Annotated in this window: 20 protein-coding genes and 1 other RNA gene; 9 read left to right on the top strand and 12 right to left on the bottom strand. The window is 40.0% G+C overall.

Going from position 1 to position 15,118, the window contains the following annotated elements; translation table 11 throughout:
* Positions 1-211: 211 nt before the first annotated feature.
* Entirely contained in the window at positions 212-436 is a 225-nt protein-coding gene (locus ACO1QW_RS04425) for a VF530 family protein (RefSeq protein ID WP_486256065.1), read from the top strand.
* Between the two features lies 1 nt (position 437).
* Here ACO1QW_RS04425 and ACO1QW_RS04430 read toward each other — a convergent pair whose 3' ends face one another.
* The 8 genes from ACO1QW_RS04430 to ACO1QW_RS04465 form a co-directional block, all read right to left on the bottom strand.
* Positions 438-995 (bottom strand): DUF4256 domain-containing protein, encoded by a 558-nt coding sequence (locus ACO1QW_RS04430; RefSeq protein WP_486256067.1) that lies wholly within the window; start codon positions 993-995, stop codon positions 438-440.
* Positions 996-1,014: 19 nt separating this feature from the next.
* Positions 1,015-1,374: a four helix bundle protein gene (locus tag ACO1QW_RS04435; protein WP_486256069.1), complete on the bottom strand. Its 360-nt coding sequence runs from the start codon at positions 1,372-1,374 to the stop codon at positions 1,015-1,017.
* 52 nt (positions 1,375-1,426) lie between these two features.
* Positions 1,427-2,005: a YdeI/OmpD-associated family protein gene (locus tag ACO1QW_RS04440; RefSeq protein WP_486256071.1), complete on the bottom strand. Its 579-nt coding sequence runs from the start codon at positions 2,003-2,005 to the stop codon at positions 1,427-1,429.
* Positions 2,006-2,014: 9 nt separating this feature from the next.
* The gene (locus ACO1QW_RS04445; protein WP_486256073.1) at positions 2,015-2,419 is read right to left on the bottom strand and encodes a DoxX family protein; all 405 of its coding nucleotides are present in this window, start codon (positions 2,417-2,419) and stop codon (positions 2,015-2,017) included.
* A 6-nt stretch (positions 2,420-2,425) separates the two neighbouring features.
* On the bottom strand, positions 2,426-2,890 hold the full coding sequence (locus ACO1QW_RS04450; RefSeq protein WP_486256075.1) for an SRPBCC family protein: 465 nt from the start codon (positions 2,888-2,890) through the stop codon (positions 2,426-2,428).
* An 8-nt stretch (positions 2,891-2,898) separates the two neighbouring features.
* Entirely contained in the window at positions 2,899-3,222 is a 324-nt protein-coding gene (locus tag ACO1QW_RS04455) for an ArsR/SmtB family transcription factor (RefSeq protein ID WP_486256076.1), read from the bottom strand.
* A gap of 92 nt (positions 3,223-3,314) precedes the next feature.
* Complete coding sequence (locus ACO1QW_RS04460; RefSeq protein WP_486256078.1) at positions 3,315-3,719, bottom strand: DUF1801 domain-containing protein; 405 nt, start codon at positions 3,717-3,719, stop codon at positions 3,315-3,317.
* A 45-nt stretch (positions 3,720-3,764) separates the two neighbouring features.
* Entirely contained in the window at positions 3,765-4,997 is a 1,233-nt protein-coding gene (locus ACO1QW_RS04465) for an ABC transporter permease (RefSeq protein ID WP_486256080.1), read from the bottom strand.
* 74 nt (positions 4,998-5,071) lie between these two features.
* Between ACO1QW_RS04465 and ACO1QW_RS04470 the strand changes: the two genes are divergently transcribed.
* The 3 genes from ACO1QW_RS04470 to fsa all read left to right on the top strand — a co-directional run bounded on the left by ACO1QW_RS04470 (position 5,072) and on the right by fsa (position 7,527).
* Positions 5,072-6,421, top strand: coding sequence for a type IX secretion system plug protein (locus tag ACO1QW_RS04470; RefSeq protein WP_486256082.1), 1,350 nt, complete (start codon positions 5,072-5,074; stop codon positions 6,419-6,421).
* Positions 6,422-6,702: 281 nt separating this feature from the next.
* An RNA gene (ffs, locus tag ACO1QW_RS04475) (signal recognition particle sRNA small type) lies at positions 6,703-6,802 on the top strand.
* Between the two features lie 71 nt (positions 6,803-6,873).
* Positions 6,874-7,527, top strand: coding sequence for a fructose-6-phosphate aldolase (gene fsa / locus ACO1QW_RS04480; protein ID WP_486256084.1), 654 nt, complete (start codon positions 6,874-6,876; stop codon positions 7,525-7,527).
* A 90-nt stretch (positions 7,528-7,617) separates the two neighbouring features.
* On the opposite strand, the gene ACO1QW_RS04485 is transcribed toward fsa, so the two are convergent.
* Both ACO1QW_RS04485 and ACO1QW_RS04490 read right to left on the bottom strand, forming a co-directional pair.
* Complete coding sequence (locus tag ACO1QW_RS04485; protein WP_486256086.1) at positions 7,618-8,310, bottom strand: SIR2 family NAD-dependent protein deacylase; 693 nt, start codon at positions 8,308-8,310, stop codon at positions 7,618-7,620.
* Positions 8,311-8,332: 22 nt separating this feature from the next.
* A complete protein-coding gene (locus ACO1QW_RS04490; RefSeq protein WP_486256088.1) occupies positions 8,333-8,968 on the bottom strand; it encodes a flavin reductase family protein in 636 nt (211 codons plus the stop codon).
* 50 nt (positions 8,969-9,018) lie between these two features.
* Between ACO1QW_RS04490 and ACO1QW_RS04495 the strand changes: the two genes are divergently transcribed.
* The 5 genes from ACO1QW_RS04495 to ACO1QW_RS04515 are packed head-to-tail and all read left to right on the top strand — an operon-like array spanning position 9,019 to position 14,142.
* The gene (locus ACO1QW_RS04495) at positions 9,019-10,500 is read left to right on the top strand and encodes a cryptochrome/photolyase family protein (protein WP_486256090.1); all 1,482 of its coding nucleotides are present in this window, start codon (positions 9,019-9,021) and stop codon (positions 10,498-10,500) included.
* Positions 10,497-10,769: a TIGR03643 family protein gene (locus ACO1QW_RS04500; protein ID WP_486256092.1), complete on the top strand. Its 273-nt coding sequence runs from the start codon at positions 10,497-10,499 to the stop codon at positions 10,767-10,769. Before ACO1QW_RS04495 ends, ACO1QW_RS04500 begins: the two co-directional genes overlap by 4 nt.
* Before the next feature lie 2 nt (positions 10,770-10,771).
* Positions 10,772-12,220: an SDR family oxidoreductase gene (locus tag ACO1QW_RS04505; RefSeq protein WP_486256093.1), complete on the top strand. Its 1,449-nt coding sequence runs from the start codon at positions 10,772-10,774 to the stop codon at positions 12,218-12,220.
* 60 nt (positions 12,221-12,280) lie between these two features.
* The gene (locus ACO1QW_RS04510) at positions 12,281-13,375 is read left to right on the top strand and encodes an FAD-binding domain-containing protein (protein ID WP_486256095.1); all 1,095 of its coding nucleotides are present in this window, start codon (positions 12,281-12,283) and stop codon (positions 13,373-13,375) included.
* A 50-nt stretch (positions 13,376-13,425) separates the two neighbouring features.
* On the top strand, positions 13,426-14,142 hold the full coding sequence (locus ACO1QW_RS04515; protein WP_486256096.1) for an SDR family oxidoreductase: 717 nt from the start codon (positions 13,426-13,428) through the stop codon (positions 14,140-14,142).
* Positions 14,143-14,200: 58 nt separating this feature from the next.
* Here the strand turns inward: ACO1QW_RS04515 and ACO1QW_RS04520 are convergent, their stop codons facing one another.
* Positions 14,201-14,707, bottom strand: coding sequence for an SRPBCC family protein (locus ACO1QW_RS04520; RefSeq protein WP_486256097.1), 507 nt, complete (start codon positions 14,705-14,707; stop codon positions 14,201-14,203).
* A 2-nt stretch (positions 14,708-14,709) separates the two neighbouring features.
* Entirely contained in the window at positions 14,710-15,003 is a 294-nt protein-coding gene (locus ACO1QW_RS04525; protein WP_486256099.1) for a hypothetical protein, read from the bottom strand.
* Positions 15,004-15,118 lie beyond the last annotated feature (115 nt).

A 15,118-nucleotide genomic window follows, 5' to 3' on the forward strand; every position in this document is an offset into this window, starting at 1 on the left:
CTGCCCTTGTTAACTTCACTGGCTCAAATAACATACCAATGCCCTACTCATTTTGTTACAGAACAACTGAGTTGAGAGACAAATTTGCAGGAAGAACCATGAGGATTAATTTCCCCCTTTTTGGTTTTAGAAATCGGGTTAATGAATAGCGAAAGAGGATGCGATCTATTGGTGAAAAAGGCGGTTATTTGCACAACAATAAACCTGGTATATGCAGCAATCAAATGATCCTTTGCACGGTAAAACGTTAGAAATGATTGTAACAGCGCTTGTTGATCATTTTGGTTGGAAAGAGCTGGGACAGATCATTCGGATTAATTGCTTTAATAGTAACCCAAGTTTGAAATCGAGTCTTACGTTTTTACGCAAAACGCCATGGGCAAGAAAAAAAGTGGAAGACCTGTATATTGATGCTATTGTAAGAAAACCTGAATAAATTATACACTTAACCAACCACGAAAACCTCTTGCTCCATAATATGATTCTGCCCCGTTGTGATAAACAAATACAGTATCATAACGCCTGTCGCAAAATAGAGCACCATTGAGCCTACGGATAGCTGCTGGTGTTACAATCCAGCTTGAAGTTTTTAAATCGAATTCGCCGAGTTGCTGCAGTTCACGGTATTGCTCTTCGGTTAATAATTCAATACCCATATCCTTCGCCATTTCAATTGCACTGTTTTCTGGTTTGTGTTCTTTGCGTTTTTCCAAAGCTTCATGATCATAGCAAATACTACGTCGGCCTTTCGGACTTTCCGCTGCACAATCGAAGAAAATATATTCACCAGTTTTTTTAACAAAAGAAACGACATCAGGTTCACCACCGGTGATTTCCATTTCATTCAGGCTCCATAGTTTTTCTGGTTTCGCTTCGAGCCTGGCCTGCACTTTCGCCCATTCAATCCCTTTATGCCGTTTTATATTTTTTTCGAAGCGTGTTTTTAAAATACTGATAAGTTCCTGTTGTTGCGATGATGATAATTTGTTTTTCACTTTATTCAATTGTTAATGGTTAGTTGTTAATGTTGGCCTTAGTTGATTTGATTATACTTGTGAGCAGTTTAATGATTTCCACAGCATCTGCATGAATGCTTTTAAATTGCTCCTGCGTTAAGTAATTTGATTCTTTCAGTAACTCGAGCCAGTATATTGATTCATTTATTTCTTTTTGAGCTATCGCCATTTTATGTTTAAAGTCAGGTTTACTTTCTGCATGTTCGGCTTCACGAATTAGTGCACCTACAGCAGTACCGCTTCTCAGCAATTGCCTGGACATTACAAATTCCCTTTTTTCATCGCACAGAAACTGATACAGTTTCACTATCCTGATGGCAAAGGCAAAACTTTTCTCTTTAATTATATTTCCCGCCATTAGTTTCCAATTTATCATTAACAATTAACCATTCACAACTAACCATTAACCACTAATCCTCCATCCCCTTTCCTTCCATGATCTTTGGAATATACTTCTCCACTCTTGCCTCCCTTGTTGTTGATTGTTTGGCCGATGAGAAATGCAATAAGTATCCTCTTTGTCTTCCGGGAGTTAATTTTTCAAATGCAGTTTTCAATGCCTTGCTTTTATTCAATCGCTTTTGAAATTCTTCCGGCATATTGTATTCTTCCACTTTTTTCAGCTTCACTTTTAAACCTGCTTTCTCTACCTCAATAGCTTCATAAATACTTGCCCTGATCAGTTTTTCCTGCTTCACAATTTCCTTGGTATTGGTAAAACGCATTTGTCGTGCCGATTGTACATTCTTTGTTTGTTGAATAAGCAAACCATGCGCATTATTCAGCAATGCACCTTTAAAAAATAAAAGACCGCAGTATTCTTTAAACACATGGATCAACACAATATTCGCTCCTTCGTGTGTATAACAGGGAGAACCCCATTTTAATTCCTCCATTAAACCACATGAAAGAACAATAGCTCTTAATTTACTGATCTCTTTTTCCCAGTTTTCGTTTTTAGTAAAGTACCAATCAACTTTCGGATTCATAGCATGCGTTTATTGATGAGCGAATATTACTTTTCTATCGGCTGGTCTGAAATACCAAGATACAATGGTGAGCGCAAGAAGTAAAAGCGATGGCAATATTTCAGTGATGGCATTGCCTGTGCCGATGTGTGAAAAGATAGCTCCTGTTGTCAGGAAGAAAAAACCTGCATAGGCCCATTCTTTCAGCAAAGGAAATTTAGGAACAAGCAAAGCGATGACGCCTAAAATTTTCCATACGCCGATGATGGTTAAGAAGTAAACAGGATAACCCAGTAAACCGATGCCATACACACCGGGAGGTGCAACTGCTCCCTCCGATTCTACTTTCATTAATTGTTGTATGCCGGTTGCTGTCATGCCTAAACAAAGCCAGATGGTCGCAATCCAATAGATTATTTTGTTTCTTTTTGTCATGATGAATCAATTTTTCTTAGTAAGTATTTCCTGTATGCGGTTATGTGCCATATTGATGCCTTGCGCAAATGGCATTTTCAACAACAGGTCACGCTGCTCAACCGATTTGTACACAACATGCATGGTGAGTTTACTTGTGTCATCAGTAAGTTGTTCAAATTGTAAATACTCAAGCCATGGTTCAAAAGGCGTATTCTCCATTTCAAATGTGCGGGTGATCTTGTTGTTGCTGCTGAATTCGTGTATCACACCATTGAACAAATGTTTATTGCCCATTGGGTCGGTTGTTTCAAATGCATAAGCCCCATGCTTTTTACTTTCCAGCTTCAACACTTTTGTGCTCATCCATTGTTCAACAATTTCCGGTTCAACATAAGCCGTAAACAATAATGCCAATGGCAGATCAAATTCCCTGGTGATTGTTATTTGCTGCTTCCCATCTTCGGCATGTATATGAGTTTTGTTTTCCATTTTACTTTTTACTTTTTTGGTTTATAGTTTTTCATTGCTGCTTCCAGTTTGTTGAAACGGTCATCCCACAGTTTGCGGAATGGTTCGATGAAGTCGGCTACTTCTTTCATATTTTTTGCATTGAGGTGATAGGAAATTTCTCTTCCACTCTGTTCCTGTTTCAACAACTCACACTCAGTCAGTATTTGTAAATGCTTAGAAATTGTTGGTCGTGCAGTATCAAAATTTGCTGCGATGGCGCCTGCAGTCATGGATTGTGAAGCAACTAACAGAAGAATGGCTCTTCTTGTAGGATCGGCAATGGCCTGGAAAACATCTCGTCTTAAATTCATTATGTAGCTATTTGACTACAAATGTATATGTAGTCATTTAACTACGCAAGTTTTTTGCTAATTATTTTTCTTAGGATGATGAGGGAGGCAATTTACTTTGCTGCAGCGTTGATTATTTTTTCCAGCACTTTTACATCAACATCTGCCAGCTTATTGATGTAGAGGCAACCCATGCCTGTTTTATGTTTGCCAAGTTTGGCCAAGGCATCAGCATGCGGTTTTAAATCGATGAGGTTCAGCGAAAAATTTGATTTACGTGGAGAAAATCCTATTTTGAACCATTCCACCTCCCTTCCCGAAGTTGGGCTTTTATAAAGCAGTTTTCCAAACCCGATAATTGAACCGCCCCACATCTTGGGTTCTTCTTTTGTTGCTTTTTGCATGAGCTTCAGTATAACCAACGCATCCTTGCGCTTTTGCTCATCGGCAATGCCAGCAATAAAATCATCAACACTGGCAGCGTTTTGTTTGGTTTTTATTTCTGCGGGCTTGGCCATGGAAGTAGATTTAAGAAGAATTAATTTATTCTTTGTAAACGAATTTTATTCAAACCTCAAGGCCTTCACCGGGCTCATCTTTCTTACCAGCAATGAAGGAATAAACAGGATTAGAAAACTCACTACGAACGTTACTACATTAATCAACAATACCTGCCACCACAACACCCGCACAGGAGCTTTTGCAACATAGTAAGCACTTTCATCGAGTTTAATAAAACCGGTTGTCTGCTGCAGCCAGCAAATGCCTAGACCAAGCAAAGTACCAAGTGTGAGACCAACAACAGCAATGATCAGCGCCTGGTTCCAAAAAATAACCTGCACTTGATTGTTAGTGGCACCTGTTGCTTTCAGCAAGCCGATCATTCGTGACCGTTCAAGAACGAGAATGATCAAACAGGAAATCAAATTGATCACTGCCACAATACACATGATAATCAAGATCACGGTTTTGTTGGTGCTTTGCAAAGCCAGCCAATCGAAGATGTTGGGATAAATTTCCCGCAGTGGAGTGCTGAACCAAACAACAGGTAATTCATCAAGCAGTTCGTTATTGGTTCTAAAATCTTTCCCGTAATCGTTTAAAGTAACTTCATAACCACCTATCTGCGTATTTGTCCATCCGTTTAACCGGCGGATCAGATTCATATCGATTATGGCAAAGGTTTTATCGTATTCTTCTATACCTGTTTTATAAATACCGCTTACAGTAACCGGTCGCACACGAGGTGCTGTACTATTGTTATCTATAAAATAGATAAGAATTCGATCGCCCACTTTGGCATTGATCTGCTTTGCGGTGTAAGTAGAAATAACGATCTGGTTGTTCTGTACGCTATCATCAAACTCCAGCCATTTGCCCTGCTGCATAAACGGCTGTAACCGTTCTTTGGAAAATTGTTTGTCCACTCCTTTCAGCAACACACCTTCAATGGTTTCACTGGTTTTAAGCATGGCCGATTTAGTAGCAAACGCATCAACCAGTTTTACATTGGGATGAGCTTTAAGTAAGTTATACACCGTATCGTTCTTCTCAACTGGCAACTCTTCCGCCAAACCTGATACCGACGATTGCTGTTGCTGCACACGCAGGTGTCCCCAAAAACTAAACACCTTACTGCTCACGGTGTATTGAAACCCTTCTACAAAAGCAAACGCAAGAATCATTACTGCCACACTAATAGCAGTGGCAATGGCCGACAAACGGATGATAAACCGTGAAAAAGATTGATTTCGTTGAAAAACCAACCGGCGTGCTATAAAGGATGCAATGTTCAAATCTTTATCTTTGAATGGTTGTAAAACTAATGGTTTCTGTTAGAAAAGGTTCAAAGGCTGCCAACCTTTTGCGCTTGTTTCTAATCTCTTCAACAGCAGGCTTTAAAATGAACAACATCATGCAGCAGATCAAACGCCTTTTCGCTTGTCTTGTAATGGTTTCTTTTTTCAACAGCACTATTGTTGCGCAGGAAGCTGATAAAATTTACAAAAGCAATATACGTTCGGTAAAATTTCATGTAAAGGGAGATCAGTTGAGCTACCCCGTTATGCGACTGAACAGCGGTGATCAGCTCGAACTACATTTTGATGATATGGATGCAGATGTAAAATATTACTCGTACACATTCATTCTCTGTAATGCCGACTGGACTCCCGCCCTGCTCAGCCAGTTCGACTATATGAAAGGATTCTCCAATGTGCGTATCAACACCTACCGCAACTCATCACTGGTGCTTACTCGTTATACGCATTATACCTGCAACCTGCCCGATCGTAATACCTCGCCAACAAGAAGTGGTAACTATTTGCTGAAAGTTTTCACCAATGGTGATACATCAAAAATTGCATTTACCAAACGCTTTTTAGTGATCGACCCCATTGCCTCTGCAGGCGCAAACATTGTGCAGCCATTTAATTCATCGGTATTAAGAACACATCAGAAAGTGCAGTTCAGCGTGAATGTGCAGAACATAAAACCTACCAATATTTTTCAGCAGATCAAAGTGGTGATCTTACAGAATTATCGTTGGGATAACAGTATTACGAACTTGCAACCAACTTTTATCCGTCAGAATATCTTAGAATATAATACAGAAGCACAGGCCTTGTTTCCTGCGCAGAAAGAATGGCGTTGGGTTGACCTTACAAGTTTTCGATTACAAACAGATCGTATTGAAAAAGGTGATTACACAAATACGAGTCAAACACTTTATATAAAACCGGAAGGCGAACGGAAAGATCTTCGGTACATGTATTATCGTGACTTCAACGGTTTTTACCAGTTAGGAAATATTGAACAGAACAATCCTTACTGGCAAGGCGATTATGCAACGGTGCATTTCCGTTATTCAACTCCTGATCGAAAAGAAATGCCGAACAAAGAAGTATATCTTTTTGGCGAGCTCACGAATTATGAATTAACTGACGCCAACCGTTTACATTTTAATGCTGAAACAGGCATGTATGAAACCCAACAATTCCTGAAACAGGCGTTGTACGATTATATTTACATAACAAGAGATAAAACAACCAGACAGGTAAGCACTGAAGTAACAGAAGGCAACTGGTGGGAAACGGAAAACTTTTATACTATACTTGTTTACTACAAACCACTCGGCGGCCGTGCAGATGAGTTAGTGGCGATGACCCAGGTGAACTCATTAGCAAACCGTCCAAATTTTAATAACAACAGGATTTTGTAAAGCCTGTCTTTCGTCTCGATGAGCAGCTGACACATTTTTTGAAACAGTATCTGACATCGCCTTACATCTTGCCTTGAAAGCTGCTTGTTGTACTAAAAGATGAAAGGATTGATTCTTAAGTTCATTGCCACTGGAAATAAATTTAAGCACAGAACAAGTTCGCAACAATGACGCAACAAGGAACTGCAGCTGGTATTAAAATGAAAAGAGGTACTGAGTTTTTTCCAATAAACTTTCCAATTTCTGCTTTTCACTTAACACGCATTCCCCTATCTTTGCGCCGGCAGGTCTTGCACGACCAGCTCCTGCTGAACTCCCCCAGGGTGGGAACGCAGCAAGGGTAGGCGGTTGTAGCGGTGCGATGTAAGTAACCTGCCATTTTTTTTTATTTCTGTTGAAGATGCCCCTAACAAACGATCTCTTTTTTCATCTTCAAACAACAAACATTACTCATGAAGTTTTTCATTGACACAGCAGACCTTGCACAGATTAAGGAAGCGAACGAATTAGGTATCCTTGATGGTGTTACTACCAACCCTTCATTAATGGCGAAAGTAGGCATCAAAGGAACCGATGCAGTTACTCAACACTATAAAACCATTTGTGAAATGGTGGATGGTGATATTAGTGCAGAAGTGATCAGTACCGATTTTGAAGGTATTGTGGAAGAAGGTAAAAAGCTGGCTGCAATTCACCCGAATATTGTGGTGAAAGTGCCAATGATTAAAGATGGTATTAAAGCCTTAAAATGGTTTAGCGATAACGGCATTAAAACCAATTGTACATTAATATTCAGTGCAGGCCAGGCTATTCTTGCTGCAAAAGCTGGCGCAACTTATGTGTCGCCTTTTATTGGTCGTATTGATGACAGTGGTTGGGACGGTATGGAACTGATCAGCCAGATAGCGAACATCTATTCATTGCAAGGTTTTGAAACAGAAATTCTTGCTGCGTCGATCCGCACTCCATTACATATTGTTCAGGCAGCAGAGGCAGGTGCTCATGTTTGTACTTGTCCGTTAAGTTCAATTGTAGGTTTATTAAAGCATCCGTTAACCGATATTGGTTTAGCGCAATTTTTAGAAGATGCGAAGAAGTTTCAATAATTGAATTTTCTTTAAATAAGAAAAGCTGTTCCGAAAGAACAGCTTTTTGTTTTTATGGCCTGCCCCATGCTTAAGCCTGGGGCAGGCCATTTATTTCAATTGCATTAATAATTCCTTTAAGTCCTTCACTCCTTCTGTTGCAGGTTTTTCTATTGCAGTCACATTACGCACTACTGATGTGTAAGGAATTTTTTTATCGACAATGAATTTGGGAATATGATCAGCCGCAACAGTTATTAATCCTGCGGCAGGGTAAACCACCAATGAAGTTCCTACAACTGCAAAAATATCGGCTGTATGTACAATGGGAACGGCCACTTCAATCATAGGTACAGCTTCTTCGAACCAAACAATATGCGGACGAAGTTGCGCACCATCTTCAGCGCTATCACCTAAGTTAATATCGTCTTTGATTTCATAAACTAGATCATCATCACGTTCGCTGCGCATTTTCAATATTTCTCCATGGAGGTGAACAATGTTTGTTGAACCGCCACGTTCATGTAAATCATCAATGTTTTGCGTGATGATGGTCACATCAAAATCGTTCTCCAGTTCGGCTAGCCCAATATGTGCTGCATTGGGTTGTGCAGCCAACACATCTTTCCTCCTGTAATTATAAAAATCAAGTACAAGTTGTGGATTCTTTTTCCATGCACGTGGAGTTGCTACATCTTCTATTTGATAACCTTCCCACAGCCCATCGCTGTCACGAAATGTACGCAAACCACTTTCAGCACTGATGCCCGCCCCTGTTAATACAACCAGTTTCTTTTTCTGCATACATCAAAAATAAACAAAGCAACTAATCGATGCGGCTGAGTTCTTTGCCTGGCTTGGCATAACTGAACCTTGCCAGTTTTTCGGTTGCATAATATCCATCAATACCAAGTGTTGTAACAATGTTGGCTTTCTCCAGGTCAAGAAATCCATCAGCAGCTAAAATCTGTTCATCAATGAAGACTCCAGTGACTGCACCAATCACAAAAAATGTGTTGTTGAATTTAATGGGAATGATTTCTTTGATTTCCATTCCATATTTCACCGGGCATTCAAACACAAATGGTGCCTTGCAGTACTCCGTGTATTCTTCGGTTAAACCAACAGCTTTGAATTCACTTTCATCATGAGGATATTTTGCACTTGTTTGATGCGCCTGCTCGATTAAATTGGCTGGAATAAGATTGATGGTATAGGCTCCTGTTGCTTCAATATTGGCGAGCGTGTGCTGCGCAGCTGCACGTGGACGATTGACAAAACCGATCAAAGCAGGATCGGCTCCAAGGTGTACTATATTGCTGAAAATGGCGAGATTACTAATGCCAACATTGTTGACTGTTGCAATTAAACTTGCGCTTTTAAAACCGCTGAGGCTGTTTATAAAATTACCTCTATAGAAACGTTCCCAACTTTGAATAGTTGAAAGACTGTAGAAAGCCATTGTTCTTTTAACATGCTAAACATTCTGCCAGCAAAATTGTTGAGTATACAATGAGTTCAGCTACCTTAATTTTTCCACACCAATTGTTTCAGCAGCACCCGGCTTTAGAAAAAGAACGTGCAGTGTACCTCGTTGAGGAATGGTTATTCTTCCGTCAATATAAATTTCACAAGCAGAAACTCGTGCTGCACCGTGCTTCAATGCAGTTTTATGCACAATGGCTCAAGCAAAATAAATATGAAGTGAATTATGTCGAAAGCACTCAGGCTGAAAATGATGTACGAAAATTAATTACTTCATTAGCCAAACAACAGGTGAGAGAAATTCATATTGCTGATGTGGCGGATAACTGGTTGCTGAAACGAATTAAAGAAAACTGCTCTAGGCACAATATCAAACTGAGCATTTATGCTTCGCCCTGTTTCCTAAATACAATGGATGAGGTGACCGATTATTTCAGCAAAAAGAAAACTTATTTCCAAACTGATTTTTATACGCATCAACGGAAGCTGCGAAAGATATTGCTTGAGAAAGATAATTCACCAATGGGCGGCAAATGGACCTTTGATGCAGAGAACAGAAAAAAGTACCCGAAGAAAGAAACTCCTCCCTCCATAAATTTTCCAAAGCCAAACAACTACATCAAAGAAGGGATTGCTTATGTTGAAAAGCATTTTGCCGGCAACTACGGCTCTGTTGATGCGCCGCATTTCTTTGTTTGCACTTTCGCTGAAGCAGAACAATGGCTCAATGATTTTATTGAACAACGTTTTGAACAATTCGGTATTTATGAAGATGCCATAGTAACAAAAGAACATATCCTGCACCACTCGGTGTTAACACCCATGCTCAACATTGGTTTGCTTACACCACAACAGGTGTTGGATAAAGTTTTGAAGCAAGCAACAAAGCATAACATCCCACTGAATTCACTGGAAGGTTTTATACGACAAATCATGGGTTGGCGTGAGTTTATCCGCATTGTGTACGAACGTGAAGGCAGCAAGCAGCGCACCAGGCATTATTGGCTGTTTAACCGGAAAATACCCGAGAGTTTCTGGAATGGCACAACAGGTATATTACCAATTGATGAAACCATAAAGAAAGTATTGAAGACAGGCTACTGTCACCACATTGAACGCTTAATGGTGTTGGGTAATTTTATGTTGCTCTGCGAGTTTGATCCCAATGAAGTGTATCGCTGGTTTATGGAATTGTTTATTGATGCATACGATTGGGTGATGGTGCCAAATGTGTATGGCATGACCCAATTTGCAGATGGTGGACTGATGACGACGAAACCATACATCAGCGGCAGCAATTATTTAATGAAGATGAGTGATTATGAGAAGGGCGATTGGCAAGTTGTTTGGGATGGTTTGTTCTGGAGGTTTATGCATGTGCATAGAGATTTCTTTTTGCAAAATCCACGATTAGGAATGTTGATCAACACATTTGATAAGATGGCTGTTGAAAAAAGAAAAACACATTTACACAACGCCGAAAAATTTTTACAACAACTCGATCAATGAATTTCACAGCAGAAGATAAAGACCGCATCATAGAAATGGCGTGGGAAGACCGCACGCCTTTTGAAGCTATTGCACTGCAGTTTGGTTTAAAAGAAAAAGAGGTGATTGCTTTTATGCGCACCAACAGCAAGCGATCCAGCTTTCGTATGTGGCGCAAACGCATGGCAGGTCGATCGACCAAACACACTGCATTACGAAGCGATGAAGTGAATCGATTTAAATGTAACCGCCAACGTAGCATTAGTATGAACAAAATCAGTAAACGATAAACATGAACATCCTCCTTACAGGCGCTAATGGTTATATTGGTCAGCGGCTCATCCAGTTGCTGTTGCAGGAGGAGCATGTCATCTACTGTTGCGTTAGAAATAAACAACGGTTTGAAGCGGAATACCGTCATCCAAAAATCAGGATCATTGAAATTGATTTTCTCAATCCCGATAATGCGCAATTGCCTGTTGAACTGGATGTGGCGTTTTATCTTATTCATTCATTAACCTCTGCTGCCGGAACATTTGAAGCTGAAGAGCAAACCTGTGCAGAAAACTTCAATCGGCTTATCAAGCAAACAAAGACACAACAAGTTATTTTTCTTGGTGGTATTGTTAATGCAACTCATTTATCACAACACCTCTCCTCCCGTTTGCACGTAGAGCAAATTCTTAAAGCAACCAATATACCGCTAACCATTTTACGGGCTGGTATCATCGTTGGTTCGGGAAGTGCGTCATTTGAAATCATCCGGGATCTTACAGAGAAACTACCGGTCATGGTCACCCCAAGATGGCTCAACACCAAATGCCAGCCCATTGCCGTGCGGAATGTATTGCAATATTTAATGGGTGTAATGCTGAAAACTTCTACCTACAATCGTGATTTTGATATTGGCGGAAGTGAAATACTTACTTATAAACAAATGATCATGCAGTTTGCAGAAGTGCGTGGATTGAAACGCTACATTTTAACCCTGCCCGTCATGTCGCCACGCATCTCTTCTTATTGGTTATACTTTCTTACTTCTACTTCTTACCCGCTTGCTGTTAACCTCGTAAACAGTATGAAAGTGGATGTGATCTGCAGACCTAACGACCTGGAAAAAGAATTAAACATTCAACCATTTACTTATAAAGAAGCCGTGTCGCTTGCATTTGAAAAGATTGAACAAAACATGGTGGTGAGCAGTTGGAAAGATGCTTTCAGCAGTAGCAAAACTTCGTTGCAGTTAATGCAGTATATGCGTGTACCGGAGTTCGGTTGTTTCAGAGATGTAAAGCATCGGGAAATAGAGCCCGCACAGACTGATGCCATATTAAATAAGATATGGAGCATCGGCGGCCAAACCGGTTGGTATTATGGAAACCAACTATGGCTGTTACGTGGTTTTCTTGATAAAGCATTTGGCGGTGTGGGTTTACGACGGGGCCGCACAAACACAAATAGAATAGATGCAGGCGACGCATTGGATTTTTGGCGTGTATTGGTTGTAAGCAGAGAACATAAACGAATGCTTTTGTACGCTGAAATGAAATTACCCGGTGAAGCCTGGCTGGAGTTCCGCATAATGAAACGGAAAAATAAATTACAGTTGAGACAGGTAGCAACGTTTCGTCCAAAAGGAATATGGGGAAGATTGTATTGGTATTGCATGCTCCCTTTCCACTATTTTATTTTTAATGGTATGATCAACGAACTTATTAAAGAAGAGAAAAAGAAAGCGTAAAAGATATTACACAGAATGTCGTGCGTTGTAATTATGCCTTGCAAATAATATTTATTGAAAATGATCTCGTTTACTACTGACTATGCTGCAATAATTGAACGTGTTGAGAATATGGATCCCGTCCGTTATGCAAAGACGAGAAACTTTATTGATGGAGATGTTACCTATCTCTCACCTTATATTTCCCGTGGTGTTATTAGTGTAAAACAAGTGAAGGAGATTGTACTGCGGAAAGGTTATAAAACTTACCAAATAGGAAAATTTCTACAGGAACTTGCGTGGCGTGAATTTTTTCAGCGTGTGTGGCAGACGAAAGGAACAGCAGCTATTAATCGTGCATTAAAGCACGAGCAGACTGATGTGCGGCATACACACATGATCAAATCTGTTGCAACTGCTTCAACAGGAATTAAAGCCGTTGATGAACAGATAAGCAAACTTTACAAACAAGGGTACATGCACAATCATGCACGCATGTATGTCGCTTCTATTGTTTGTAATATTGGAAAGGCACATTGGCTGCAACCGGCAATATGGATGTATTATCATTTAATCGATGGCGATTTGGCAAGCAACAACTGCAGCTGGCAATGGGTTGCAGGGGCATTCTCTTCAAAAAAATATTATTGCAACCAGGAAAACATCAATAAATATTGTAAGAGTGATCAACACAAAAATTTCCTTGATAAGAGTTACGAAGAACTTCCTGAAATGAATGTCCCGGAGGAACTGCTGGAAACGGTTGCGTTATCACTACAAACCGAGTTACCAAAAGCAGATACGATCACTATGGATCCCTCCAAGCCTGTATTGATCTACAACTCTTACAATCTTGACCCCAACTGGCGCAAACAAGAAGATGCCAACAGGATATTGTTGCTGGAGCCTTCGCACTTTGCAAACTATCCTGTAAGTGAAAAAGTGTTGCAGTTCATTCTTGATCTGTCAAAGAATATTGAAGACATCCAGCTTTTTGTCGGCGAATTTGATCAATTGTTGCATCTGACTGGCAATGCTTTTGTCTTCTCAAAAGAACATCCCGCATTTGAACATTATACTGGAACAAAAGACAGTCGGGATTGGATGTTTCCCCAGGTAACGGGTTACTTCAGTTCTTTCTCTGGGTATTGGAAAAAATGGGAGCGCTATTTGTAAGAACAGTTCAACCAAAGTATTACTTGTTTGTTGATGCATAAACTTATTTCATGGAATCGGTAAAAAATAAACATGTATTGATAGTTGGTGCAACGGGTGGAATTGGTAGTAAGGTTGCGAAATTATTGGCAAGCAGCGGGGCTCATTTGTTTCTTACGGGCCGCAACAGCGAAAAGCTCGAAGCATTGGCAAAGGAACTGAATATTCCTTCCTCCAAAACGATGGCACTCGACATTAGTAAAACTGCAGAAGTTGCCGTGTTGAAAGAAAAGTTCTTTGCTCAATATCCTACCATTGATGTATTGGTAAATGCAGCTGGCATAGGCATTATCAAATCGTCGGATACATTAACCGAAGATGAGTTTATGCAAACAATCCATACTAACCTCTTCGCTCCTTTCCTGTTGGTGAAAGCATTTTTGCCAAACATGAAAGAAACAAAGAAAGGATTGATCATTAATATCCCCGGTATACTTGGTAAAGTTCCAATGTTGGGTGCTGCTGCCTACAGTGCATCGAAGTACGGATTGAATGGAATGATGCAAAGCATTCGTGAAGAAGTAAAACGAACGGAGATCCGTATCACCAATTTATTTCTTGGCGGTGCTGATACTCCTTTCTGGGACACAATCGACCTTCGTGTACAGCGTGATAAAATGGTAATGGCAGAAGAAGCAGCAAAAGCGATTTGGTTTTTGTGCCAGCAACCAACCAGCGCTGTTGTGAGTGAAATGGTAGTACAACCATTCAATCACCAGGCTATTTAAAGTAAAACGGCATCCCTCCAAAGTAGGGATGCCGTTTTTTTATGCAAGCGGTTTTTCGTTATGCTGCTTTATGAAATTCTACCAGGTTGTTTTGCACTATTGGCCATTTCCCAAACAACTCTTCAACTACTTTAATTCTAAATTCAAATATTTGCTTCAACTGAGCTTTTACAAACAAAGTATTAGCTATGCCGCCCAAAAAACCTAATGGATTGCGGTAATGAACAATGTCCGTCATCTCCACACCTCCATCAATGATTTTAAAATGATGTTGATGGTGCCATAACTTGTAGGGTCCGAAACGTTGTTCATCAACAAAAAACTCTTTGTCTTTTACATGGGTAATTTCCGTCATCCAATAAACAGGTATGCCCAACACAGGCTTTACTTTGTATTCAATGATCTGGCCGTGGTACATTTTCTCGCCATGATGTTTCGATAAAATTTTAAACCCGAGGTTATTGGGTGTAATCTTTTGAAGATTTGCCGGGTTGGAAAAAAAATCCCAGGCTGTCTCAATATCAACCGGAATTTTTTGAACTGTTTTTAACGAAAAAGTAGCCATAACTAGTTATAAAGATTATTGGCGATAACGATCTCGGGATATTCATTTTCTTCACTAGCCCATTGATATAACAAATCGCTGCCAATGGGTTCATAAATATCTCTCTTTAACGGATCGGTGGGTAATTCTTTCATGGGTACCAGCACCAGGAAATGTGGTTCTACATAATCGTAGTGCTTATCAACTGTTAATCCTTTTACCTGCACAAATTTGTAACCCTTGCTTTGCAATTGATCCAATGCTTTTTTGTTGAATTCGATTGTGGCACTCCGGGCTTCGGCTATTCCTTTTCGCATGGTGATTGATTTACGTAATGAATAATAATCGGAAGGCAAAATTGTTCGCTCAGCAAGGGATTTTAACGAATGTTGATTGAACGATTGGCTCCCAAAGGTACGACTTCAACAAACA

This window comes from Lacibacter sp., assembly GCF_057361365.1.